The sequence below is a fragment of the Colwellia sp. E150_009 genome, from assembly GCF_053543955.1.
The window spans coordinates 115,860-138,409 of record NZ_JBHFOM010000006.1; the positions used below are offsets into that span (position 1 = coordinate 115,860).

18 protein-coding genes are annotated in these 22,550 nt (G+C 39.1%); 12 read left to right on the top strand and 6 right to left on the bottom strand.

Annotated features, from left to right (window positions below):
* The first annotated feature begins 168 nt into the window (after positions 1–168).
* The 3 genes from ACE1OF_RS04715 to ACE1OF_RS04725 all read left to right on the top strand — a co-directional run bounded on the left by ACE1OF_RS04715 (position 169) and on the right by ACE1OF_RS04725 (position 2,758).
* A complete protein-coding gene (locus ACE1OF_RS04715; protein WP_448893087.1) occupies positions 169–1,218 on the top strand; it encodes an NAD(P)/FAD-dependent oxidoreductase in 1,050 nt (349 codons plus the stop codon).
* Between the two features lie 45 nt (positions 1,219–1,263).
* Positions 1,264–2,475: an NnrS family protein gene (locus ACE1OF_RS04720; RefSeq protein WP_448893088.1), complete on the top strand. Its 1,212-nt coding sequence runs from the start codon at positions 1,264–1,266 to the stop codon at positions 2,473–2,475.
* A gap of 118 nt (positions 2,476–2,593) precedes the next feature.
* Complete coding sequence (locus tag ACE1OF_RS04725) at positions 2,594–2,758, top strand: CCGSCS motif protein (protein WP_448893089.1); 165 nt, start codon at positions 2,594–2,596, stop codon at positions 2,756–2,758.
* A 15-nt stretch (positions 2,759–2,773) separates the two neighbouring features.
* Here ACE1OF_RS04725 and ACE1OF_RS04730 read toward each other — a convergent pair whose 3' ends face one another.
* Positions 2,774–4,180, bottom strand: coding sequence for a sensor histidine kinase (locus tag ACE1OF_RS04730; RefSeq protein WP_448893090.1), 1,407 nt, complete (start codon positions 4,178–4,180; stop codon positions 2,774–2,776).
* Positions 4,177–4,836 carry a response regulator transcription factor gene (locus ACE1OF_RS04735; RefSeq protein ID WP_448893091.1) on the bottom strand — a complete coding sequence of 220 codons (660 nt, stop codon included), beginning with the start codon at positions 4,834–4,836 and terminating at the stop codon, positions 4,177–4,179. The genes ACE1OF_RS04730 and ACE1OF_RS04735 overlap by 4 nt, the downstream gene beginning before the upstream one ends.
* A 290-nt stretch (positions 4,837–5,126) precedes the next feature.
* Between ACE1OF_RS04735 and ACE1OF_RS04740 the strand changes: the two genes are divergently transcribed.
* From ACE1OF_RS04740 to ACE1OF_RS04755, 4 genes are all read left to right on the top strand, one after another.
* On the top strand, positions 5,127–6,494 hold the full coding sequence (locus ACE1OF_RS04740; RefSeq protein ID WP_448893092.1) for a ferredoxin reductase family protein: 1,368 nt from the start codon (positions 5,127–5,129) through the stop codon (positions 6,492–6,494).
* A gap of 132 nt (positions 6,495–6,626) precedes the next feature.
* Positions 6,627–7,025: a PepSY domain-containing protein gene (locus tag ACE1OF_RS04745; protein ID WP_448893093.1), complete on the top strand. Its 399-nt coding sequence runs from the start codon at positions 6,627–6,629 to the stop codon at positions 7,023–7,025.
* Between the two features lie 152 nt (positions 7,026–7,177).
* Positions 7,178–7,660, top strand: a complete 483-nt coding sequence (locus ACE1OF_RS04750) for a DUF2271 domain-containing protein (protein WP_448893094.1) — start codon at positions 7,178–7,180, stop codon at positions 7,658–7,660.
* A 72-nt stretch (positions 7,661–7,732) separates the two neighbouring features.
* Positions 7,733–10,009: a PepSY domain-containing protein gene (locus ACE1OF_RS04755; protein ID WP_448893095.1), complete on the top strand. Its 2,277-nt coding sequence runs from the start codon at positions 7,733–7,735 to the stop codon at positions 10,007–10,009.
* A 165-nt stretch (positions 10,010–10,174) separates the two neighbouring features.
* Here the strand turns inward: ACE1OF_RS04755 and ACE1OF_RS04760 are convergent, their stop codons facing one another.
* The 3 genes from ACE1OF_RS04760 to ACE1OF_RS04770 all read right to left on the bottom strand — a co-directional run bounded on the left by ACE1OF_RS04760 (position 10,175) and on the right by ACE1OF_RS04770 (position 13,314).
* Positions 10,175–11,569, bottom strand: coding sequence for a sugar porter family MFS transporter (locus ACE1OF_RS04760; protein ID WP_448893129.1), 1,395 nt, complete (start codon positions 11,567–11,569; stop codon positions 10,175–10,177).
* Positions 11,570–11,669: 100 nt separating this feature from the next.
* On the bottom strand, positions 11,670–12,749 hold the full coding sequence (locus tag ACE1OF_RS04765) for a FecR family protein (protein WP_448893096.1): 1,080 nt from the start codon (positions 12,747–12,749) through the stop codon (positions 11,670–11,672).
* Entirely contained in the window at positions 12,742–13,314 is a 573-nt protein-coding gene (locus tag ACE1OF_RS04770; RefSeq protein ID WP_448893097.1) for an RNA polymerase sigma factor, read from the bottom strand. The genes ACE1OF_RS04765 and ACE1OF_RS04770 overlap by 8 nt, the downstream gene beginning before the upstream one ends.
* A gap of 805 nt (positions 13,315–14,119) precedes the next feature.
* On the opposite strand from ACE1OF_RS04770, the gene ACE1OF_RS04775 reads away from it, so the two are divergent.
* The 3 genes from ACE1OF_RS04775 to ACE1OF_RS04785 all read left to right on the top strand — a co-directional run bounded on the left by ACE1OF_RS04775 (position 14,120) and on the right by ACE1OF_RS04785 (position 20,190).
* On the top strand, positions 14,120–16,966 hold the full coding sequence (locus ACE1OF_RS04775; protein ID WP_448893130.1) for a TonB-dependent receptor: 2,847 nt from the start codon (positions 14,120–14,122) through the stop codon (positions 16,964–16,966).
* Between the two features lie 75 nt (positions 16,967–17,041).
* Complete coding sequence (locus ACE1OF_RS04780; protein ID WP_448893098.1) at positions 17,042–17,791, top strand: DUF6445 family protein; 750 nt, start codon at positions 17,042–17,044, stop codon at positions 17,789–17,791.
* A 134-nt stretch (positions 17,792–17,925) separates the two neighbouring features.
* Positions 17,926–20,190: an Orn/Lys/Arg family decarboxylase gene (locus ACE1OF_RS04785; RefSeq protein WP_448893099.1), complete on the top strand. Its 2,265-nt coding sequence runs from the start codon at positions 17,926–17,928 to the stop codon at positions 20,188–20,190.
* Positions 20,191–20,258: 68 nt separating this feature from the next.
* On the opposite strand, the gene ACE1OF_RS04790 is transcribed toward ACE1OF_RS04785, so the two are convergent.
* The gene (locus tag ACE1OF_RS04790; RefSeq protein WP_448893100.1) at positions 20,259–21,170 is read right to left on the bottom strand and encodes a LysR family transcriptional regulator; all 912 of its coding nucleotides are present in this window, start codon (positions 21,168–21,170) and stop codon (positions 20,259–20,261) included.
* 104 nt (positions 21,171–21,274) lie between these two features.
* Between ACE1OF_RS04790 and ACE1OF_RS04795 the strand changes: the two genes are divergently transcribed.
* Together ACE1OF_RS04795 and ACE1OF_RS04800 are read left to right on the top strand one after the other, a co-directional pair.
* A complete protein-coding gene (locus ACE1OF_RS04795) occupies positions 21,275–21,721 on the top strand; it encodes a VOC family protein (RefSeq protein ID WP_448893101.1) in 447 nt (148 codons plus the stop codon).
* The gene (locus ACE1OF_RS04800) at positions 21,708–22,343 is read left to right on the top strand and encodes a glutathione S-transferase family protein (RefSeq protein WP_448893102.1); all 636 of its coding nucleotides are present in this window, start codon (positions 21,708–21,710) and stop codon (positions 22,341–22,343) included. The genes ACE1OF_RS04795 and ACE1OF_RS04800 overlap by 14 nt, the downstream gene beginning before the upstream one ends.
* Positions 22,344–22,550 lie beyond the last annotated feature (207 nt).

Sequence of the window (22,550 nt, forward strand, 5' to 3'; positions counted from 1 at the left end):
TATAAACACGGTTATTGGTTAATTTATTTTTATAATATTTTATCTATATGATTTTATAGGCTTTTGAATTATGGCATAGCTTCTGCTATCTCTATTTCATAAGTGTGTTCTAGCAGTTATCTATAAAACAAATAGTCGGTGTACGCTAATAGTACCAAGGAGGTATTTATGAAAACTTTAACAACAGACGTGGTAATTATTGGAGCAGGCCCTGTGGGTTTATTTCAAGTGTTTGAACTGGGGTTACAAGGATTAACCGCTGTTGTTATTGATAGCTTGCCTGAAATTGGTGGTCAATGTAGTGAACTATATCCTGATAAGCCGATATACGACATTCCTGCATTACCTAACGCCAAAGCGAGCGATGTTATTAATAATCTTTGGCAACAAGCAGCAACCTTTGACCCTACTTTTTTATTGGGTGAACGAGTTGAAAACATAGAGAAAATTTCAGATAGTTGTTTCAATGTAACAACCCACAAAAACACTACCGTTAACTGTCGTGCTGTGATTATTGCCGCAGGTAATGGTGCTTTTTCACCTGTAAAACTAAAAGTGCCGCTCATTGACAAGTTTGAAGATACACAGCTTTTCTACCGAATAAGTAACTTAGAACATTTTAAAAATAAAAATGTGGTTGTTCTTGGCGGTGGCGATGCCGCGTTAGATTGGAGTTTAACCTTACAAAAAACAGCTAAGAGCGTATTGCTTATTCATCGCACAACAAACTTTAAAGCATCAACAGCCAGTGTAAATCAGATGTATGCCTTATGTGAACAGCTAAAAATGCAGTTTTTATGTGGGCAAATAAGCGATTTTCAACAACATGACGACAAGCTCATTGGGTTAACTATTACATCAAAAGATGGCATAAACCGTAAGGTAGAGCTTGATGAATTGGTGGTTTGTTTTGGTATGTCGCCTAAACTTGGACCAATAGATAACTGGCATCTTGATATGCATCAGCATCAAATTAAGGTAGACACACAATCGTTTCAAACATCGGTAGCAGGCATTTATGCGGTGGGTGATATTAATTATTACCCTGGCAAAAGAAAGCTTATTTTGAGTGGTTTTCATGAAGCAGCGTTAGCAGCATTTTCTATTGCTGAAACAGTTTTAGAAAAAGAGCGTATTCCCACGTTATACACAACAACTAGCCCAGTAGTGCATAAACGAATGGGCGTTACTCACTCCTTAAAAAGCATGTTGGATTGATTTTCATGTTAAGCGTTGCAAAAAGTAAAAAACGAGGAAAGAAAAATGTTACAACCCGAAATTTTAGAAAAAGAACAAGCGATACCGCCTGTACTGCGCTTAGCATTTAGACCTTTTTTTCTATTACCTGCGCTATTTTCTATTTTAGCTTTGCTCGCTTGGATTTGTGTATTACAAGGCAAACTAAATTGGAACAGTTTGTTACCTGCTAACATTTGGCACGGCCATGAAATGATATTTGGCTTTGCTGCTACTGTAGCTGTGGGTTTTCTTTTAAGTGCGGCACAAACTTGGACAGGAATTAGAAGCATTAATAGCTGGAAATTAGCGATGATTATTGTTTTTTGGTTGATCGCTCGAATTTCTTTGTTATCAAGCTCTTCAACTGTACTGATTATAGGCACTGCAAGTGAAGCCTTGTGGTGGGTTGGCTCTATTAGCTACCTTGCTTATATGGTGGTTAAATCAAATAACCGACGAAATTTAATTTTTATACCGCTATTAAGTTTGATAATGGGCTTAGATATCGCAACATTAATGTTTGCGTTTGTCGGCAATTATAGCTTATCTACTCACTTAGCTTATACCGCCGTGTTTATGATCACCTGCGTTGTAACTATTGTTGGGGGTAGAGTTATTCCCTTTTTTACAACTCGCGCACTGAATCTACCAACCATTAAAGGAAATATTGTTTTAGAGCGCATCATTGCACTGGCGATGATTGCCACTCTTATCACCTTTTTCAGCAGTTACTTTATTAACACAGCTACTATTTTAATATTCTTATTTACTAGCACTGGATGTTTACAGTTATTACGAATGGCTAATTGGCAAACGGTTAAAACATTTAAAACCCCCTTACTGTGGTCGTTACATTTATCTTATTTAAATATGGGGATTGGTTTTATTATTATCGGGCTTAGCTATATAAATTCAGACGTTATTACCACATCGATTAACTTTTCCTCAGCCGTTCATGTTATTACCGTTGGTACCATAGGCACTATGATAATAGCTATGATGTCGCGCGTATCATTAGGACACACAGGTAGAGCACTGCAAATAAATATGTGGATCAGCTGCTCCTTTATATTACTACTCAGTGCAACATTATTTCGTGTTGTGCTACCAACCCTCGGCTTATTTAGCATGGGTTATTTACTTGCTGCACTTTGCTGGAGTCTTGGCTTTGCCATCTATCTAATTTATTACAGCCCTAAGCTATTAACCGCCAGACCAGATGGTCGAAGTGGATAGTAGTTATAGAGCCATTACGACCCTATAACCGACGACCGAATCACTGATTCAACTATTACATTTAAACACAGATTAATTACTATTAACCCCAAACCCTAAAAACCGAAAGGAAAATATTATGTTTAATATATTTAAAAAAAATACAGAGCAAACTTCAAACGAAGCAGCATCATCAAAGCCTGATCAATTTAAGAGCGCAGTTGATGCTAACACCCCAATACCTGAAAAGAAAAAAGTTCATGGAGAAGATGGCGTATGCTGCGGCAGTTGTGGTGGCGAGTAAGGTAATAAACGCCTATTATTTGGCAACTTTATCATTGGGTTTGATCATTAGCGGAAAACTTACTTTCACTTCAAACCCTTCCTTTCTGCCTGATGCAGGCGAATTGAAGGTCATGCTTGCCCCTATGCCAGTAGCAATAGCATCGGCTATTGCCAAGCCAAGCCCTGAGCCTTGAACCGAGGTATTAGCTCTAACAAAACGACGTCGTAACTGTTTAAGGGGTTCTTCAGGAACAATTTCAGCTGCGTTAACGATACTCAGCACGCCTTGTTCTGAAAAACCTACCACAACAGGTTGATTTTTTGTGCCGTGTTTAATGGCATTATCCAGTAGGTTTTGCACTAAAATAGCAAAAGCATCGGGGTCAATAGTCGACATAAATACGCCACTTTTTGGTAGCGTCATATCAATAACCAAGCCAGAAGTAGCGTTGCAAGTAGCAGAAGATCGTTTCTTATCATCAACAATCAATTTAAGCAGGCTAATCAAGTTATGCTGTTCGGTAGATAAAAGCCCCCCGCCTTCTGCTTTAGCCAACTGCATTAATTTTTCTGACAAATCTGATAATTTTCGTAAGGAAGATTCAACGTTAATCGCTCGTTCTCTCGCTTTTCCTGTTGGAACTTCTTGTTGTAACCGTTCAATTTGCGCGAGCGCTATCGCGATTGGTGTACGTAATTCATGAGCACTGTTAGCGGTAAACGAACGCTCTGCTTCCAATGCTCGTCGTAAACGCTCTAACAGGTTATTAACGGACTCTGCGATAGCAAGAATTTCAGTTGGCAAACCATTCACGTTAATGGGTGAGAGATCGCCACTACCGCGAGATTCGATGGCTTTACGGTAGGCAATAATATAGCGCAAGCTGTAACGCACCAATATCCAAGTACCCAGCAAACAAAGCGGTACTAGCAATAATAACGGCCATAAAAAAGAGAGTGCTAACTCGATTATCGCTTCTTTTCTATCAATTAGTAGTTCGGCAACCTCAATGTGTAGGCTATTTTGTACCGCCCAAGCACCATAGAATCGATGGGTTGTCGAGGAGCTAAAACCTTCGAGTAAGGTTTGATTAAAATCAGTCGGCTCTGCGTTATGAGATTGTAGTAATATCTTTCCAAGATTATCTCGTACCAGATAAACCAGTTGTTCATCATGCGCGGCAAAAGACATAATGTTTTGTGGCTGGGTTATACCTTCTCTATTAAGAATTTCAACAACGGCTAGCGGCATAATACGTTGTGCAGTTTCGGCTAACGCACTATCAAATAAGTCATTCAGTTTGATTTGTGAAACAAACACAGCCACTAATAGCGCCAGCATCCACAAAAAAGTCATCCCCAAAGTTAAACTGATGCTGAGTTTTTTTTGCAGGCTTGTTGGCGATCTGCTTTTCTGTACTCTTCCTTTTAATAGTTTCATAGTGAATTCATTCGATATCCTTGCCCGCGCACTGTTTCTAACTGGTCGCTACCCAGTTTCTTGCGCAAGCGGCTAACATAAACTTCAATCGTATTGCTTTCAATTTCAGAGCCAAAAGCATAAAGGTGATCTTCTAATTGTGCTTTAGAAAGCAAGGTACCAGGTCTTTGAATAAACGCTTCAAGCAAGGCCCATTCACGCGCCGTTAAATTGATTGTTGCACCATCGCGATAAACCAAGTGTTTGGTTAGATCAATGCCTAATGCGCCTATGTTAACGATTGGATTGGGGTTGCCAGCATAACGTCTGGAAACTGCGGCGATACGAGCAGAAAGCTCTGATAGGTGGAAGGGTTTAACAAGATAGTCGTCAGCCCCTGCATTCAAACCTTTTATGCGGTCAGAAATTTGATCTCTTGCGGTTAAAATAATCACAGGAGTTGTTTTACTTGAATGCCGTATTTTGGTTAACAAATCAAGTCCATTACCGTCTGGCAGCATTAAATCAAGCAATATTAAATCATAATCAACTGAACGTAGACTCGCATCGGCATGAGCAATGGTTAACACCCAATCAACGGCATGACCTTCATCCGTTATTTGCTCTCGTATAACCTCGCCTAAGCCCTCGGTATCTTCTACTAATAATATTCGCATTTTTTTACCTTTACACTTATATCGCTAACAACGCCAATAATACCGCAAATACCTGACAATAAGCTGAAAAAAATCCCTGTTTAGATACTATTTTCAAGCAAAGACAATATCCTCTGTGTAGGGCGTAATTTATTACGCTGTGTCAAAATTAATTTAACCTACCTTATGATATTTCAAGTCTTTTTTGTTTTTTAAGGTTGCTGTCAGGAATGTTCAATACACTTATGCCAAATTAATTAAATGCTCAATCAATTAAGCATTAAACACATTATTTGAGGCATGGAGTTAAAATGAAACAACACAAACTCAGTATAACACTCGCATTAATCACCGTTAGCATTTTCATTGTCTGGGGTTGGAGTTATACAATGAATACCATGGCAGCTTCCTTGCCATGGGAGATTTATGATAATAGTCTCTATCTTAGTGGGTTGTTGTCTATTGCGTTAATGTCAATAACCATGATGTTGGCTACCCGTCCAGCTTGGTTAGAAGCGCCATTCAATGGTCTTGATAAAATGTATCGTCTGCATAAGTTGACGGGGATTTTAGCGGTTGTCTTTGCAGCCCTACATTGGCTGATAGAAATGGGTGATGATGTCATTAAGGCACTCTTTGGCCGAGGTGGTCGTTTACCTGAAGAAGATTTTTCAGGTCTTTATGAAATGATGAGAGATGTCGCTGAAGACCTTGGAGAATGGGCTGTTTATTTAGTTTTTGCCATGCTGGTGCTTACCCTGTGGAAACGCTTTCCTTACAATATCTGGCGCTATGTACACCGTGCAATGCCAATACTTTACCTAGTGCTCGTGTTTCATGCGGCTTTGTTAGCGCCGTTAGCTTGGTGGCAACAACCCGTAGGCTTGTTGATGGTGTTGTTGTTAACTGGGGGAAGCATTGCCAGCATACTCTCACTCACAGGAAAAATAGGACAATCGCGTCGAGTAAAAGGCAATATTCTATCCGTTTCAGCGCCAGCGGCAGGTATTATTGAAGTTAAATGTCAGCTAGAAAAAAAATGGCAAGGACATAGTGCTGGGCAATTTGCGTTCGTTACCTTTGATAAAATAGAAGGTGCTCACCCTTTTACCATTGCCAGTTCGGATCACGGTGACAACCAAGTAACTTTTCAAATTAAGGCGTTAGGTGACTATACCAAACGTTTGGATCACAAACTAAAAGTAGGGCAATCAATCACAATTGAAGGTCCTTATGGGCGCTTTAATTTAAAAGCGAAAAAAACGACTGCAGAACAAATATGGATCGCGGCTGGTATTGGTGTTACGCCCTTTTTAGCAAGGCTTGAAGCGCTGCAAAATCAGTCTGAACTATCTTCTACGACTCAAGCTAAGTCTCCCATTCAAGTACGAGCACAGGTTCAAATGCATTATTCCACCAATGATAGTTCAACAGACCCGTTTGTTAAGCGATTACAACAAGCTTGTCTCGGCCTACCTTATATTCAACTGCATATACATAACAGTAATGAAGGCAAAAAACTCACTACCGACAAACTCCTAAACCAAGAATCAAAAAAAGGAGCGATGGAAGTGTGGTTTTGTGGGCCGACTGGCTGGGCAAAAGAATTAGAAAATGAATTGCGAGAAAAATTACAAGGCTCACTACTTTTTCATAAGGAGGCATTTGAACTACGATAAAGCTAGCACTAAAACAGTAGTAATAAGAATGATAGATAAGGGCTTTCTTTCAGCTTAATGTCAGGAAACCCGTCTACTATATATGATGTAATAAGTAATCTAATAAACAGTATAATAAACAGGAGAAAACCCATGCAAAAAAAACTAACAACATTTTTAGTCGCCTCTTGTTTGCTCAGTGGCACCGCATTGGCTGACCACGATGACTGTAATGATCCGGTATCAGCGTGGCAACCTCGTGAGCAACTGCGATTAATGGTAGAAAACAAAGGCTGGCAGGTTAAGCGCATTAAAGTCGATGACGGCTGCTATGAAGTAAAAGGCTTCGATCGCAAAGGCAACCGCTTGAAAGCAACTTTTTCGCCTGCTTCACTGAAATTGAGGGAGCTTAGTATTAAATTTGGCGACTCGGGTGACGCCAGCGATTACTTAGATTTGGGAACGCCGCCAACGCCTCTAACAACGCAGCCAACAGAAAGTAATAAGCCCCAAAATAAGCATAAAAACAAACCTAAAGTGACTATCGATTAACAACTTGCTTAAGGCAATTCGCTCAAAAAAAGAGTTACATTTACTGTAGGCCGGAATTTATGCCGTCAATGCCTAAAACTATGGCCTAAAATGATAGGCTAAAGCCCAACCTACATTAGATATTTTAAATTTAAGAGTAAGGAAATAACACCATGAAAAATTTATCCAAAACCCTGTGCTTGTTTTGCACCCTATTTTTTACCGCAGTAATAAGCACACAGGCTACAGCGCGTGAAGTTACCCTAACAACCGAATTACAAAGCTATAGCGGTAACGGTGCTTACCTAGCCATTTATGTAACCAATGCCGCAGATCAATATCAAGAAACACTGTGGGTCGCGGGGCAAAAATCGAAATATTATAAACATTTAACTGGTTGGGCGCGTGCCAGTGGTTTACAAGCCAGTGAATATGACGGACTAACGGGCGCCAGCGTTACCAGTGGTAAAACACTCACCATAACACTTGATCTAGCTGATGCTTATATTGATGCGGGTTTTCAGCTTAAAATAGATACCTCGGTTGAAGACAAGCGCGACAATCGCAATGATATCGTGGTGCCATTAACCACGGCAGGTGCTGGTAAACCTTCCGCTGGACGAGGCTACGTAAAAACCTTTTCTTACGCATTTTAAACGGATTACTTAAACAAGTTATTTATATAATCAATTTAAACAGATTATTTAAACGTCATCAAAGGTTTAGTTATGTTACGTAAATTTCACTCTTGGTCTGGATTAATAGCAGCACTACTCGTTGTAATGCTTGCTGTTACTGGTGCCGTGCTCTCAATTAATCCTGCTTTAGAGCGTGCTCAAGCCAAAATAGCAGGAACCTCTTCGATAAGTGTTGCTGAGCTAACGGGTAAGCTAGCATTAAATTATCCTAATGCAGAGCAAATACAGCGAACGCCTTCAGGCACTGTTATAGTCTATTACACCGACAACGGCAATGCCGGCGCAGATTTAATCAATCCTATAACGGGTGAAACCCTTAGCGATTATTCAACTTCACCTGTTATGGTGTGGGTTAAAAACTTACATCGCTCATACTTACTTGACACACCAGGACGAGTTGGCGCAGGCATAACCGCTTTTTTTATGCTGCTATTAACTACTTCAGGTGCCTTCCTGTTAACCAAACGACTTGGCGGTTGGCGTCAGATTTTTCGCCCTATTCAGGGTGATTTTAAGCAGAAATTACACTGTAAGGTGGGACGATTAGCCGTGCTTGCATTAATGTTATCCGCTATTACTGGCCTGTATATGTCAGCCGTAACCTTTGAATTACTACCTGAATATCAAGCTGCTGAACCTGCCTTTCCCGCCAATGTTAAAGGAAATTTGCCAGCATCCATCGACACACTTACCGCTTTAAAGGCTATCCCAGTAAGTGAACTCAGAGAGCTAGTTTATCCATATAAAGGCGATAGCACTGATGTTTATTCAATTACCACGCAGCAAGGCAGCGGCTTTATCGATCAATCAACAGGGCAATTACTCTCCTTTCAGCCTTTTGGCAGTGATCAGAAACTGTATGAATTTATCTATATGCTCCATACGGGCGAAGGACTTTGGTGGCTAGGATTACTACTAGGCTTGAGCGCATTAACCGTACCACTAATGGCATGGACGGGTATTCAAATTTGGTGGAGTCGTCAACAGTCAGCCACAATTATTGATCATAATATCGCAGCTAACCTTGCCGACACGGTAATACTGGTGGGCAGCGAGAGCAATAGTACCTGGGGTTTTGCAAAAACGCTTCATGATGAACTGAACGTAACGGGATTTCTTGTGCACACTAGCGCAATGAACAGCCTTGCAAGCAATTATGCAAAAGCTAAACGGTTATTTATTCTAACGGCGACTTATGGCGATGGGGATGCACCTGCCTCAGCCGAGCAATTTCTTAAACGCTTGGCATTGATGAAGCATACTGCTCCTCTTCCTTATGCCGTGCTAGGTTTTGGCGATCGTCAATTCCCAGCCTTTTGCCAGTTCGCAAAAGAAGTTGAGACCGCACTAAGCGCCAAAGGTTGGCCACAATTACTGCCGTTAGATACCATTAATCGCCAGTCGACTCAAGAATTCGCCCGCTGGGGTGAATCAGTGAGCACGGTAATAGATGCTGACTTAACACTAGCGTACACACCTATTCATCCACCCAGCACTAGCTTGACTCTTGTCGAGCGCGTAAATTACGGCGTTGCCGTAAAGGCACCAACAGCCGTGCTGCATTTTAAGTTACCTGAAAATAGCCATAAAAATTGGTTAAATCGACTGTGGAAACGCTCAGGTTTACCAAAATTCGACGCTGGTGACTTAGTCGGTATTATACCGCCGGGAAGCAACGTACCGCGATTCTATTCGTTGGCCTCGTCTTCAAGTGATGGTGAGTTAGAAATTTGTGTACGCGAACATCGCGGTGGCCTGTGCTCAAGTTTCCTTTATGCACTTAATGTGGGCGACACTATTGAGGCGTTTATCAAGCTAAACCCAGGGTTTCGCCCTGCGCTTACTAGTATCAAAGCTAATACAGGAGTTAAGGCAATAACAAAAACTAAAGCACCGATAATTTTAATCGGTGCGGGTACAGGCATAGGGCCGTTAGTTGGTTTTATCCGTCACAACACAGTGCATAATACCGCACATCGCCCAATGTATCTTTATTGGGGTGGCCGTTGTCCAAAGTCAGACTTCCTTTACGAGCCAGAACTGAACACCTACCTTAAGGACAAGCGACTGACAAAGCTAAATGCGGTATTCTCAAGGGTTACAGAGGGTTGTTATGTGCAAGATAAAATAGCAGTAGATGGTGAAGAATTACGCCAATTAATCGAATCAGGCGCACAAATTCTAGTATGCGGTGGTAGAAGCATGGCAAACAGCGTTATGCTAGCAATAGACGAAATCATCGCGCCGCTTGCTACTGACGTTATCGCCCTCAAAGCGCAAGGACGATATCGTGAAGATGTTTATTAGCTGAAGGTTGGTCAATAGCGATGATTGCTCAACGCCCTATTTGAACCAAATACAAACTGATGGCTACTCTTTTTTATTTAGATAAATAAATTAACCAGTTAACAACACCAATTAACTGTGCAAATAACACACAGCCAATTTGAATGATATAAAAATAACTGCGAACTACATTGACTCTAAACTAACACCTCGTGTTTCTTTTATATAGTTAACAATAAAAAATATGCTGAAAAATGCTGATACTGCATATAAACCATAAGCACCAACCAACCCTACACTGCCTAATAAAATGGGGAAGGTCATAGTAATTGTAAAATTTGCAAGCCATTGAGCACTTGCCGCTACGGCTAACGCTGCGCCACGAATGCGATTATTAAACATTTCGCCTAATAACACCCAAGCAATTGGCCCCCAACTTAAACCAAAAAATACCACAAATAAGTTCGCCATAATTAAGGCTAATGTGCCCATGCTTTCTGTTAAGGCAAGTTTACCAAATTCATCAAAACCTGCTGTACCAAAGATAAAGGTTAATGCACCTAAACTGATAAACATACCAATACTGCCAATAAGCAACAGTGGTTTACGACCCACTTTATCGACTAAGGCTATAGCAATGAAAGTTGAGACAATATTGGTGGTGCCGGTGAGAACATTAATAAGCAAAGATTGAGACTCATCAAAACCAGCGGCTCGCCACAGTTCAGATCCGTAGTAAAAAACAACATTAATCCCGACAAATTGTTGAAATACAGAAAGCGCGATACCGACCCAAATAATTGGATGTATTTTCTTCTGTCCTTCAATGAACAGATCGCTAATGCTCGGTTTTCTATCGCCGTGTAATGATTTTTTAACGTTTTCTACTTGTTCGCTAGCATTCTCGGCTGATATTTTTGTAAATACCTTTTGTGCTTGTTCAATGCTCCCTTGGGCAACAAGATAACGTGGAGATTCAGGAATAAAGAATACTCCAAATAAAAACAACACCGCAGGAATGAGTTCTACCCAAAACATCCAACGCCATGCAGCGATATCAAACATAAAGATGCCCTCAGCGCCGCCAGCTTGAGTCGCTATGATGTAGTTACTCAAAAAGGCAGCAAACAACCCTAGGACAATAGCCAATTGTTGCAAGGTAGCCAGCCGACCGCGTATGGCTGCTGGGGCAACTTCTGCAATATAAGCAGGCGCCAAAACAGACGCTGCACCGATACCCAAACCACCAAATAATCGATAAAGAATAAATTCAGTAGAAGACGTTGCAAAACCAGAGCCAAAAGCACTGATAGCAAAAATAATCGCAGTAATGATCATAATTGCTTTACGTCCGTGTTGATCAGACAAAGGCCCTGCGGCTAAAGCCCCTAAAGCACAACCTAACAAAACAGAGGCAACATTAAAGCCCGTAGAAACATCGTTTGAATTAAAAGCATGGCCTAACGCAGTGACAGTGCCATTAATTACGCCGGAATCAAAACCAAATAAGAAACCACCTATCGCAGCGATTGACGCAATAAAAAAGACATAAAAAATTGAGTTTTGTTGTTCAGACGACACTTGAAACGCTTTGTTAAATTCTTCTGTAGAAAGAGTTTTCACTATTCTATATCCTTGTTGTTATTATTGTTGTTTGCACAAGCCCATTAAAAGCGACTAGTTAACCTGCGTAATTTAAAATAATTTTATCGTTGCTAACTCTTTCATAACGTATATTAAAATTATTGCTTAATACCTCAAGCAACCCTGTTACATCACCCGTTTTAAACATGCCCGCAACTTGCACATTTTTTAGCGCTTCATCATCAGACAATTCAAACTTCATATTGGTATAACGACTAATTTCAGCCATTGCCTCAGCTAGTGATTCACCTCGAAATATCAAGTTGCCTGTACGCCAAGATAATTTTGCAGCCACTTCTACAGGATCTACTTTTATCACTTTTTCAACCGCACTCCCCGTTAAATCTAAGTCGATTTGTTCTCCTTTAGATACAGCCATAGAGTTTTGCGGCAACCTTTTAGCAATGTCATCAATATTCATTGAAGCAATATCGTTCTTTCTAACCGCGACTAAGACCTTGCCATCGGTAACGATAAGCTCAACTAGCTCATTTCGTACCTCAACATTGAATGCAGTTCCTACCGCTTGAATTACTTTACCTCGGGCAAGAACACTTAGCGGCCTAGACGTGTCATGTGCTACATCAATATGAATTTCCCCCCGTTGCAAATCGATAATTCTTGCTGTTGGCGTATAACGGACTTGTACAAAACTATTGGTATTTAAAACAACTTTGCTGTGATCTGGTAAATTAATCGTGTTACTTTCACCAATCCCTGTTTGATAATTCATTTGCATGACAACTACAGCTGATTGATTTAATTGATTAAATATTGAAAAATTAAAACCACTTTGGTAAAAACCTATACTAAAGACCAAAATAACGGATGCCGCCAAAGCACTTAACCATGTTGGATATTTTTTAAGTACGCTTGGCGATGCTTGTGGAAATAAATCAGATAAGCGACTTAAATCATCCATTTTATCCCACAAATGCGCTACTTCTAATAACACCTCGGTATTTTTAGTATTTAATGATAACCACGTTTTAAGCGCCGTCATTTCTTGAGTAGTTAAATCTCTATCTATTTTTGCGATCCAGTCACTGGCTTCATCTAAACGCTTTGCTTCTTCGTCAATGATATTTTTCTCATGAATATGATGAATATTACTCATAAGTGCCTCCTGGAAAGGATTGCGATGATGTCGCACTTCCTTTGATAATTTTATTTTGGGTCTTACGCATGAACAAGGTGCAACGTTTCATGCCGATTGATATATGTTTTTCCACAGTACTTTCACTAAGATTTAATTGAGCAGCGATTTCACGCTGCGAATAACCATAAACTTTTTTTAATACAAACACTTTACGACATTGAACAGGTAATAGTCTAACGGCTTCACAAAAATGAGAAAACTCACTCTCGGTTAACGCATTTTCATACATTTCATCTGTATGATGATTTGATAATAATTGATCTAAAACCTCCATATTTTCTACACCATCAACAAGTCGAACATTGGCTTGTTTCTGAAAATCTAACGCTAAATTTTTCGCCGTTTTGTACATAAAAGATTTAGGTGATGTAATATTTTCTTTATTTTCTATTTGGCAAATACGAACATAAGTTTCTTGAACGATATCTTCAATTTCATGGGGTGGCACAATACGAGCCACTAGCCGAGAAATGCTTTTTCTCGACTTCAAATATACTTTATAAAATAATGTATCGTTCGACATTAATCCCCACTCAATCACGGTTTTATTTTGTTAACCGATCTAACAATTTATCTGGTATATAAAAAGGACGATTGAGCCCTAAAAATCCGCTAATTAAAATAAAATTAATTTTAGTCTACTTTGCAATAAATTAAATTATGAACAAGGTGAAAAGCTTGTAATCAACAGGAGAAGTGTAATATGGTTTTTGATAATGAAAATATCAACAACATAATTGCGAACATACAACGTCTAAGGTAACAATAAAAATAACCTTAATAACAAATAGTTAAATCACAAAGTAAAATAAACAGTCGTTGTTCTGTTTATAAAATAAATGTCAAAAAATAAAACTATAAAGGCATAAATAAACTTAAACATGATTAATCACCCGATAAAATTTATTTTAAAAATAAAACAAAAACTATGGAGGAAAATAAAAGGCCAGTCGTCTTTGTTTTGTGTATGGCGAAAATCTATACGCTCGGAATATCAAAAATCACCTTTGCAGATTATTACTTTTATTCTGATTTTTAGCCTATCAAGTCGTTGGGCTATTGCACAAGAAAGTACTGAAAAAGTGAAGTTTAATATTCCCAGACAAAGAGCCGACTTATCACTAATAAATTTTGCCGAGCAAGCGGATATAACCTTGCTTTTTCCACTAGATAAACTAGAGGGAAAACAAACTAATCCTGTATCTGGAGAGTATTCAATGATGAATGCGTTACAAATGATGCTCAAGGATACCGGCTTGAAAACTGAAATTAGCGAAAGTGGGCAGTTATCTATTTTAATAGATCCAAGTTTTGAGAGAAAAGACAACATGGCTAATTATAAAAAAAATAAAATTTCAAGTGCAGTACTTGCAGTACTAGCTACCGTGGCAGCCTTACCTGCAGCGGCAGAAACTGAAACAAAAGAAATAGAAATCATTGAAGTTAGGGGGATTAGAGGTGCGTTAGGTCGTGCCATGGATGCAAAAAGAGAAGCTGGTGGGGTAGTTGACTCTATTTCAGCTGAAGATATTGGTAAATTTCCTGATACTAACTTGGCAGAATCTTTACAGCGCATCACCGGGGTTTCTATTGACCGCTCTGGCGGTGAAGGGCAATTAATCACAGTGCGTGGCTTTGGTCCCCAATTTAATACGGTATTGGTAAACGGTCGTCAAATGGCCTCTGAAAATCAAAGCCGTGCCTTTAGCTTTGATACTGTCGCCTCAGAATTGGTTAAAAGTTTAGACGTTCACAAAACCTCTACAGCAACCATACAGTCTGGTGGTATCGGATCTACCGTCAATGTGGCAACAGCGCGACCTTTTGCTATTAACGGCTTCAAATTTGCAGGCAGTATTAAGGGCGTTATTGATGAAAATAGCGAAGAAACGACACCCCAAGTTTCAGCATTAATCAGCAACACGTTTAATGACGATTCTTTCGGTGTGCTATTTGCAGTATCTCACCAAGAGCGCAGTACCCGCTTGAACCAAGCACAAGTAGATGGCTGGTTAGAAAATGTGGGGGTGCCTAATCCTAAAACAGAAAATGGCCAAGCTTATACTGGCAATATTTTCTCACCGCGCGATTATGATCATAAAGTCACTACAGAAGATCGCACTCGTACAAATGCCAACTTAGTGCTTCAATACGCCCCTTCAGATGATTTAATTGTTACCGCTGACGCCTTGTATTCAGACTTTGATGTTGACAGCACAACAACTTCTTATGGTCATTGGTTTACTGCGCCAAATATGGAAGGTTTTGGGGATGCTGTAGGCCCAACGGTTGATGCTAACGGAACCGTCATTGATTTATACCAAGAAGTTGGCTTAGCAACAGATATGCACGCAAAGAAATTTGATCGCTTAACCGAATCAAGCGCATTAGGGTTAAATTTTGATTGGGATGTTAACAACAACTTAAACATGAAATTTGATTTAAGCCATTCAAGTGCCGAACGTGCAGCAAATAATGGCGGTGGAGATCAACTATCCTTAATAGGTTACGCCAACCGAGTTCGTTTCCAGATAGATGATAATATTCTGCCTTACTCAAGCGAATTTTCCTCAGCCAACCCAAATATATACAGTGGCCAACAAGAGATTGACGGCGTTGCTTATAATCCAACAGTGACACCGGATGGCGTGTCAGATCATTTAGACCCTGCGAACAGTCGTGCTCATGTTATGCTCCGCCGTGGCTGGGCGGTTAAAGATACAGTTGACCAATTTCGTTGGGATAGCACTTGGCTTGATGATGCTGACAGCGGCTTAGTTGCCGTTAAATTTGGTGCCATGTACTCGACTGAAACTAAAAATTTAGATCGTTGGGACAATGAAGGCGTCGGTATTCACTGTGCCTTTTGTGGTTACCCAGATTCTCCAAACATGGATAGCCTTTCCCAATATGTCTTTGACGCTGGTAGCGATTTTTTAAGTGATGTTAGCGGCAGTGGTCGGATGCCAACGTCATGGTTAGCTCATAATGGTGAAGCTAACTTTGCTTTCTTAGAGCAATATGCCGCATCGCAAGGTAATAGTATTAGTTTTGATGCGGTAAAACGTAATAAGTCATTTAAAATCACAGAAGAAACGGCATCACTCTATGTTGAATTCGATTTTGAAACCGAATTGGCTGGCATGCCGTTATCAGCAACAACTGGGGTTCGTTATGAGTCAACTGATGTTGATGTCAATGGCACTGATGAACCAGTATCTCAACTAAACATTCTTGATAAAACGGAAATGTTAGCAAGCTTCGGGGCTGCCGAATCAATCACCAAAACCGCTAATTATGAGGCAATACTACCTAGCTTGAGTGTTAAATTAGAAATCAATGACGACTTAATTGCTCGGTTTGCGGCGTCACAAACCATTACTCGCCCAACGTTAGATAGTATGTCGCCCGTAACAGTTATCACTACCACTCGACAAGGGGGTAATTTAACCTCTAACTCTGGTAACGCTGAACTTGAACCCTTCACTTCAGATAATTTAGATTTATCTTTAGAGTGGTATTACGCTGACGCCAGTTATATATCTGCTGGCTATTTTAGAAAAAATGTAGCTAATTTCATTGTTAATTCAACCGAAGATCTGACCTTTGAATTAGCTAATGGCGGCTTACTAACAGACCCATCTACTGGTAATGATGTCGACAACCCTGACAGTGCAGATTCAGTGGCTGTATTTACCAACACCCTACCTAACAATAGTGAATCAGCCATTGTTGATGGTTGGGAAATTGCGTTGCAACATACCTTTGATAGCGGTTTTGGTTTTATGGCGAATGCAACACTCGTTGATAGTGATGCAGAACTTGAGCCTGCAGATATTACTCAAAAATTTGCGTTAACTGGGTTAAGTGATTCGTACAACGTAGTTGGCTTCTATGAAAATGGCCCACTACAAGTTCGTTTAGCTTATAACTGGCGTGACAGCTTTGTGCAATCATTAACACAATCTCTTGGTGATGGTGTCACTATTGTTGAAGCGTATGCTCAAGTTGATGCTAGTGGTAGTTATGATATCAACGATAATATTTCTATTTTCTTTGAAGGTATTAACTTAACTGAAGAATATGTTCACAAGCGCGGTCGTTTTGCTAACCAATTATTATTAATTGAAGATAGTGGTCGACGTTTTGCTTTTGGTGTACGTGGTACATTCTAACAACACCAAGTTTTCCTAAAACAAAGGCTTTTACTTGAACCAAGTAGAAGCCTTTTAATTTTGGCAATAAAAAACATGACTGACTATACATTGACTGATTGTATATTAAATAATTTTGCTTTAAATAAGCATGTCAGCGTAACTAAACTATCCATAGGGCGAGAGAAAACACCTTTATTGATTATTGATAATTTTATTGATAATCATCATAAACTTATTAATGAGGCAGGCGATGGCTCATTATTTCTTGCGGATAACAAAAATTATTATCCTGGTAAACGTAAGCTAATTAACGGTTATTACCCTAACTATATTTTCACTCATTATTTACCATTATTTGCCGCCTATTTTGGTTTTGAACTTACCCAAAATGCAGATAATATTATCTCAACATTTGCCATTTCTGACCAAGCACCACAGCAGTTAAAGCCCATACAAATGTTGCCACACGTTGATACTACACAAAACAATCAATTAGCAATAGTGCATTATTTGTGTAATAACGAACACGGAGGAACCTCTTTTTATCGACATAAAGCAAGCCAATTCGAAGTAATATCGGCTGAGCGGTTAGTCGGTTACAGCAAGCAATTAAAAAAAGAAGCCATGGCTAATCAAATACATCTAAATCCTAGTTATATAAACGGCAGTAATACCATGTTCGAGCAATTATATTCTGTCGAAGCTAAAATGAACCGAGCTATAATTTACCCAAGTAATATTTTACACTCCGGCAACATTAACCCCGTAATGGGATTATCATCAAATCCACAAAAAGGTAGGCTAACCATTAGTAGTTTTATTGAAATAAAGCACAACCACTAAGAGTAATTCTTGCATCTGACTTATAAAGATGGTCTGATCTCAAGGTTTATTTTTGGACTAGAAATAGGTTACTTCTGCAAGTAAATGACCCATTAACTAGTATTAGTCTCTATTTTTGTTTGAAGGGTAACAGTATGCGTTTTGATTTTCCTATCGTTATTATTGACGAAGACTTCCGTTCTGAAAACACTAGTGGTTCAGGAATTCGTGAACTTGCTGAAGCCATTGAAAAAGCAGATATGAAGGTAGTTGGATACACCAACTACGGCGATCTTTCCTCATTTGCCCAACAACAAAGTCGTGCAGCAGGGTTTATTTTATCTATTGATGATGAAGAATTTGGCGACGGCAGCTCTGCTGATACTCATTCCGTATTATCTCAGTTAAACACCTTTGTTGACGGTATTCGCCATCGTAATCCTGACATCCCTATTTATTTATACGGCGAAACACGTACAGCTCGTCATATACCCAATAATATACTACGTGAATTGCATGGTTTTATTCATATGCACGAAGACACGCCCGAGTTTGTCGCACGCCATATTATTCGTGAAGCGAAAAGCTATCTTGATACGTTAGCCCCACCTTTTTTTCGTGCCTTAACAAATTATGCTCAAGATGGATCTTATTCATGGCATTGTCCAGGTCATTCAGGCGGTGTTGCCTTTTTAAAATCACCCGTTGGGCGTATGTTCCATCAATTTTTTGGTGAAAACATGTTACGTGCCGATGTTTGTAATGCAGTAGAAGAATTAGGTCAATTATTAGACCATACGGGGCCAATTGCTGCTTCTGAGCGTAATGCAGCGCGCATATTTAATGCCGATCATTTGTTTTTTGTTACTAATGGCACCTCAACGTCAAATAAAATTGTATGGAACTCAACAGTTGCAGCAAATGATATTGTTGTGGTTGATCGAAATTGTCATAAATCAATTTTACATTCCATTATGATGACAGGCGCAATTCCGATCTTTTTAATGCCTACACGTAACCATTATGGCATTATCGGGCCAATTCCTTACAGTGAATTTCAACCTGAAAACATCAAGCGAAAAATGCAAGCCAACCCTTTTATTAGTGAAATATTAAAAGAGAACCCAGACGTTAAACCTCGTGTATTAACTATTACACAGTCTACCTATGACGGTGTTTTATATAACGTTGAAGAAATTAAAAACTTACTTGATGGTGAAATTGAAACGTTGCATTTTGATGAAGCATGGCTTCCTCATGCAGCATTCCATGATTTTTATGGTGATTACCACGCCATTGGTGAAGATAGACCCCGCTGTGAAACGTCCATGGTATTTGCAACGCAATCAACCCATAAATTACTTGCTGGGCTTTCTCAAGCATCACAAATTTTAGTACAAAATGCGAAAAATAATGAGCTTGATACCCATTTATTTAATGAAGCCTATTTGATGCACACCTCTACTAGCCCACAATATGCCATTATCGCATCGTGTGACGTTGCCGCAGCCATGATGGAAGCACCAGGCGGTACAGCATTAGTAGAAGAATCACTTGATGAAGCACTTGAATTTAGACGTGCAATGCGAAAGGTTGATGATGAGTACGGTAATGACGACTGGTGGTTTAAAGTATGGGGGCCTGACGACTTAACCGATGAAGGGTTAGATAAACGTGATGCGTGGACGCTGCAAGCAGATGAAAATTGGCATGGTTTCGGCGCTATTGAAGAAGGTTTTAATTTACTCGACCCTATTAAAGCCACTATTTTGACCCCAGGTTTAAATGTTGCTGGTGATTTTGAAGACTCAGGTATTCCTGCTGCCATTATTGCTAAATATTTAGCCGAACACGGTGTAGTTATTGAAAAAACGGGGCTTTATTCATTTTTTATTATGTTTACTATTGGTATAACCAAAGGCCGTTGGAATACCATGGTAACTGCATTACAACAATTTAAAGATGACTACGATAAAAATGTACCATTATGGCGTATATTGCCTGATTTTATTCAACAATACCCACAATATGAGCGTGTTGGTTTAAAAGACTTATGCGATAAAATTCACGCTATATATACAAAAAACAATGTTGCCAAATTAACAACCTCCATGTACTTGTCTGATTTAGTACCTGCAATGATCCCAGCCGATGCTTTTGCAGCAATGGCGCATAAAAAAATAGAGCGAATTGCCATTGATGATTTAGTAGGACGAGTGGCCGCGGTAATGATCACCCCTTACCCACCAGGTATTCCCCTACTGGTACCTGGTGAAGTGTTTAATGAAACTATTGTGAGTTACTTACGTTTTGCCCGTTTATTTAACGAACAATTTCCGGGTTTTGAAACCTTTATTCACGGATTAGTTACAGTTAAATCAGCAGGGGAAACCACCTATTATGTTGACTGCGTTAAATAACTATTTTGAATATAAAGAATGGAAAAAGCGAGAGCAAGTTTAATAATATATGAACCTAATAGAAGCATTTATGAAAATAACTCATCAATTTTATTTTTTAGTATTGGTGACGCAAAATCTAGAAAGCTTTTTATTTTTTTAGGCATGTATTTTCGAGACTTATATAGTAAATGCACGGGAACTTTAGCTGGTTCAAATTCAGGTAATATAATTTTAAGTGCTCCTTTGTCTATCGCACTTTTAACTTGGTAATGTAATTGTTGGGTTATACCTACTCCATTTACAGCAGCAACAACAGCCGATTCACTGTCTGTAACGGTTAATCTAGATAAAGTTTTTACATTAAAAGTGAAATTAGAGTCAGGAAGACGGTAGCTCCAATGTGGAATTGTCATCGCTGTATTTAACGATACACAAGAAAAATTAGTTAAATCATGAGGCGACTCTAACGTGTCATGTTCCTCTAAAACATGCTGATTAGCACAGGTTACAATGCGAATTGCTCCTACTTGCGTTGCTATCATTGAACTATCGGGTAATGCCCCTATTCTAACGGCCAAATCCACTTCATTTTCAAAAAGATTAATATTTCCATCAGACAACACTAATTGCACATTAATGTTGGAATATAGGGCTAAAAACTCGGTAATAATTGGCAATACATATAGCCTACCAAACATAACAGGGGCCGTTATAACTAAATCGCCTTTTGGCTCAGAGTATTCACCTTTTACCTCTCGTTCAGCTTCCTCAACTTGTTCAATAATTCTTTTACATGCGCTGATATAATCAGCGCCTGAATTTGTTAGTGATAACTTTCGAGTAGTTCTATGCAACAAACGAACACCAAGTTGATTTTCAAGTTCAGATACCTTTCGACTTAAGGTTGGCAGCGGTACATTCAATTCTTTGCTCGCAGCAGAAAAACTACCGACTTCGGCCACTTTTATTAACATAGACATTGCCTGCAATCTGTCCATAATTATCTCATTTATTGAAAATATCATTGTCAAATTTACAGTATTATCTTTCAAATAACAAAATGTCATAGTGTACTTACTTAAATAAGACTAGAAAAAACACTATGAACATTTTACCTTCTGTAAATTCTCAAGCTGCTTTGGCCTATGACCATGTTGGTATTAGAGTAAGTAACAGACAAAATTCAGTACACTTTTATGAACGTCTCGGTTTTAAGGAAACTTATCGAATTTCTGAAGGTGAAGCGAATGAAATGGTAACTCCCGCAGGTGTTCGAATTAATCTTATTTTTAATGGCGCAAAAATAAAAAACCAAAAAAATACGCTACTTGATGAGGCCATTAAAAAACCGGGAATTACACATCCTGCATTCATTATTAATAACATAAATGAATTTCAAGACTGGTTATCTAAAGAAGGAATAAAGGTTACTGAGGGGCCAAAACAATTAGGCCCAAGAAGAACCGCTTTGTTTATTCGTGATCCCGATGGAAATGTTCTTGAATTCAACCAACTACTGTCAGAGGAAGCAAAGAATGAAATTATATGACTTAGATTTATCAGGAAATTGTTACAAAGTAAGGCTATTTGCATCATTTATTCAAACACCATTAAATATTGTACCCGTTGACTTTATGCAAGGTGAGCATAAGGGGGATAAACTGATGCAGCTAAATCCTTGGGGGGAAATTCCAATTTTTGTAGATGGAGATGTTGTTTTAAGAGATGCGCAAGCAATATTAGTTTATTTAGCCAATAAGTATGGCGGCGAAGCATGGTGGCCTAGCGAAGCGTATTTACAAGCAGAGGTTATGCAATGGTTATCCGTAGCTTCTAATGAGATACAGCACGGACCAAATATGGCGCGATTAATTAAAAAGTTTGGTTTAGCAGGTGATCACGCACAAAGTGTAGAAAACTCAAAGAAAATATTAATGTTAATAGATAATCACCTTAGTAATAACTATTGGTTAGCAGCCAATCGTCCCACAATTGCCGATTGCGCGATTTACCCTTACATTTCGGTTGCCTATGAAGGCGACGTCAAAATAGATAAATACACGAATATTAAAGCGTGGATGTTGCGTTTAGAGCAATTGCCTGGATATATATCAATGCCTGGGAATAACCCAACTGATAATGGGAGCTTATCGTTTAATAATAAAAGCTGACATTTTCAAGCTTGGCAAAACTAGATTAAACGCCTAACTTGGTTTAATCTAGTGCAAACTACAAAGGAGTATCGTTAGGAAATAAAACTTAATATATTACGGATAGCGCCAATCTAATAAATCAATTTTTATCTTCAGCGATCAAATTTAAATAATAATAAAATCAATAATAGCTAGCAAGATACAAAGCATTATTAACGCGATGGA

Coding starts and splice junctions, on each gene's coding strand:
- ACE1OF_RS04750 (WP_448893094.1), top strand. CDS start 7,178: ATGAAAAATTTATCCAAAACCCTGTGCTTGTTTTGCACCCTATTTTTT.
- ACE1OF_RS04790 (WP_448893100.1), bottom strand. CDS start 21,170: ATGGACAGATTGCAGGCAATGTCTATGTTAATAAAAGTGGCCGAAGTC.
- ACE1OF_RS04740 (WP_448893092.1), top strand. CDS start 5,127: ATGAAACAACACAAACTCAGTATAACACTCGCATTAATCACCGTTAGC.
- ACE1OF_RS04800 (WP_448893102.1), top strand. CDS start 21,708: ATGAAATTATATGACTTAGATTTATCAGGAAATTGTTACAAAGTAAGG.
- ACE1OF_RS04755 (WP_448893095.1), top strand. CDS start 7,733: ATGTTACGTAAATTTCACTCTTGGTCTGGATTAATAGCAGCACTACTC.
- ACE1OF_RS04730 (WP_448893090.1), bottom strand. CDS start 4,180: ATGAAACTATTAAAAGGAAGAGTACAGAAAAGCAGATCGCCAACAAGC.
- ACE1OF_RS04785 (WP_448893099.1), top strand. CDS start 17,926: ATGCGTTTTGATTTTCCTATCGTTATTATTGACGAAGACTTCCGTTCT.
- ACE1OF_RS04795 (WP_448893101.1), top strand. CDS start 21,275: ATGAACATTTTACCTTCTGTAAATTCTCAAGCTGCTTTGGCCTATGAC.
- ACE1OF_RS04735 (WP_448893091.1), bottom strand. CDS start 4,836: ATGCGAATATTATTAGTAGAAGATACCGAGGGCTTAGGCGAGGTTATA.
- ACE1OF_RS04775 (WP_448893130.1), top strand. CDS start 14,120: ATGGCTAATTATAAAAAAAATAAAATTTCAAGTGCAGTACTTGCAGTA.
- ACE1OF_RS04770 (WP_448893097.1), bottom strand. CDS start 13,314: ATGTCGAACGATACATTATTTTATAAAGTATATTTGAAGTCGAGAAAA.
- ACE1OF_RS04720 (WP_448893088.1), top strand. CDS start 1,264: ATGTTACAACCCGAAATTTTAGAAAAAGAACAAGCGATACCGCCTGTA.
- ACE1OF_RS04780 (WP_448893098.1), top strand. CDS start 17,042: ATGACTGACTATACATTGACTGATTGTATATTAAATAATTTTGCTTTA.
- ACE1OF_RS04725 (WP_448893089.1), top strand. CDS start 2,594: ATGTTTAATATATTTAAAAAAAATACAGAGCAAACTTCAAACGAAGCA.
- ACE1OF_RS04745 (WP_448893093.1), top strand. CDS start 6,627: ATGCAAAAAAAACTAACAACATTTTTAGTCGCCTCTTGTTTGCTCAGT.
- ACE1OF_RS04765 (WP_448893096.1), bottom strand. CDS start 12,749: ATGAGTAATATTCATCATATTCATGAGAAAAATATCATTGACGAAGAA.
- ACE1OF_RS04715 (WP_448893087.1), top strand. CDS start 169: ATGAAAACTTTAACAACAGACGTGGTAATTATTGGAGCAGGCCCTGTG.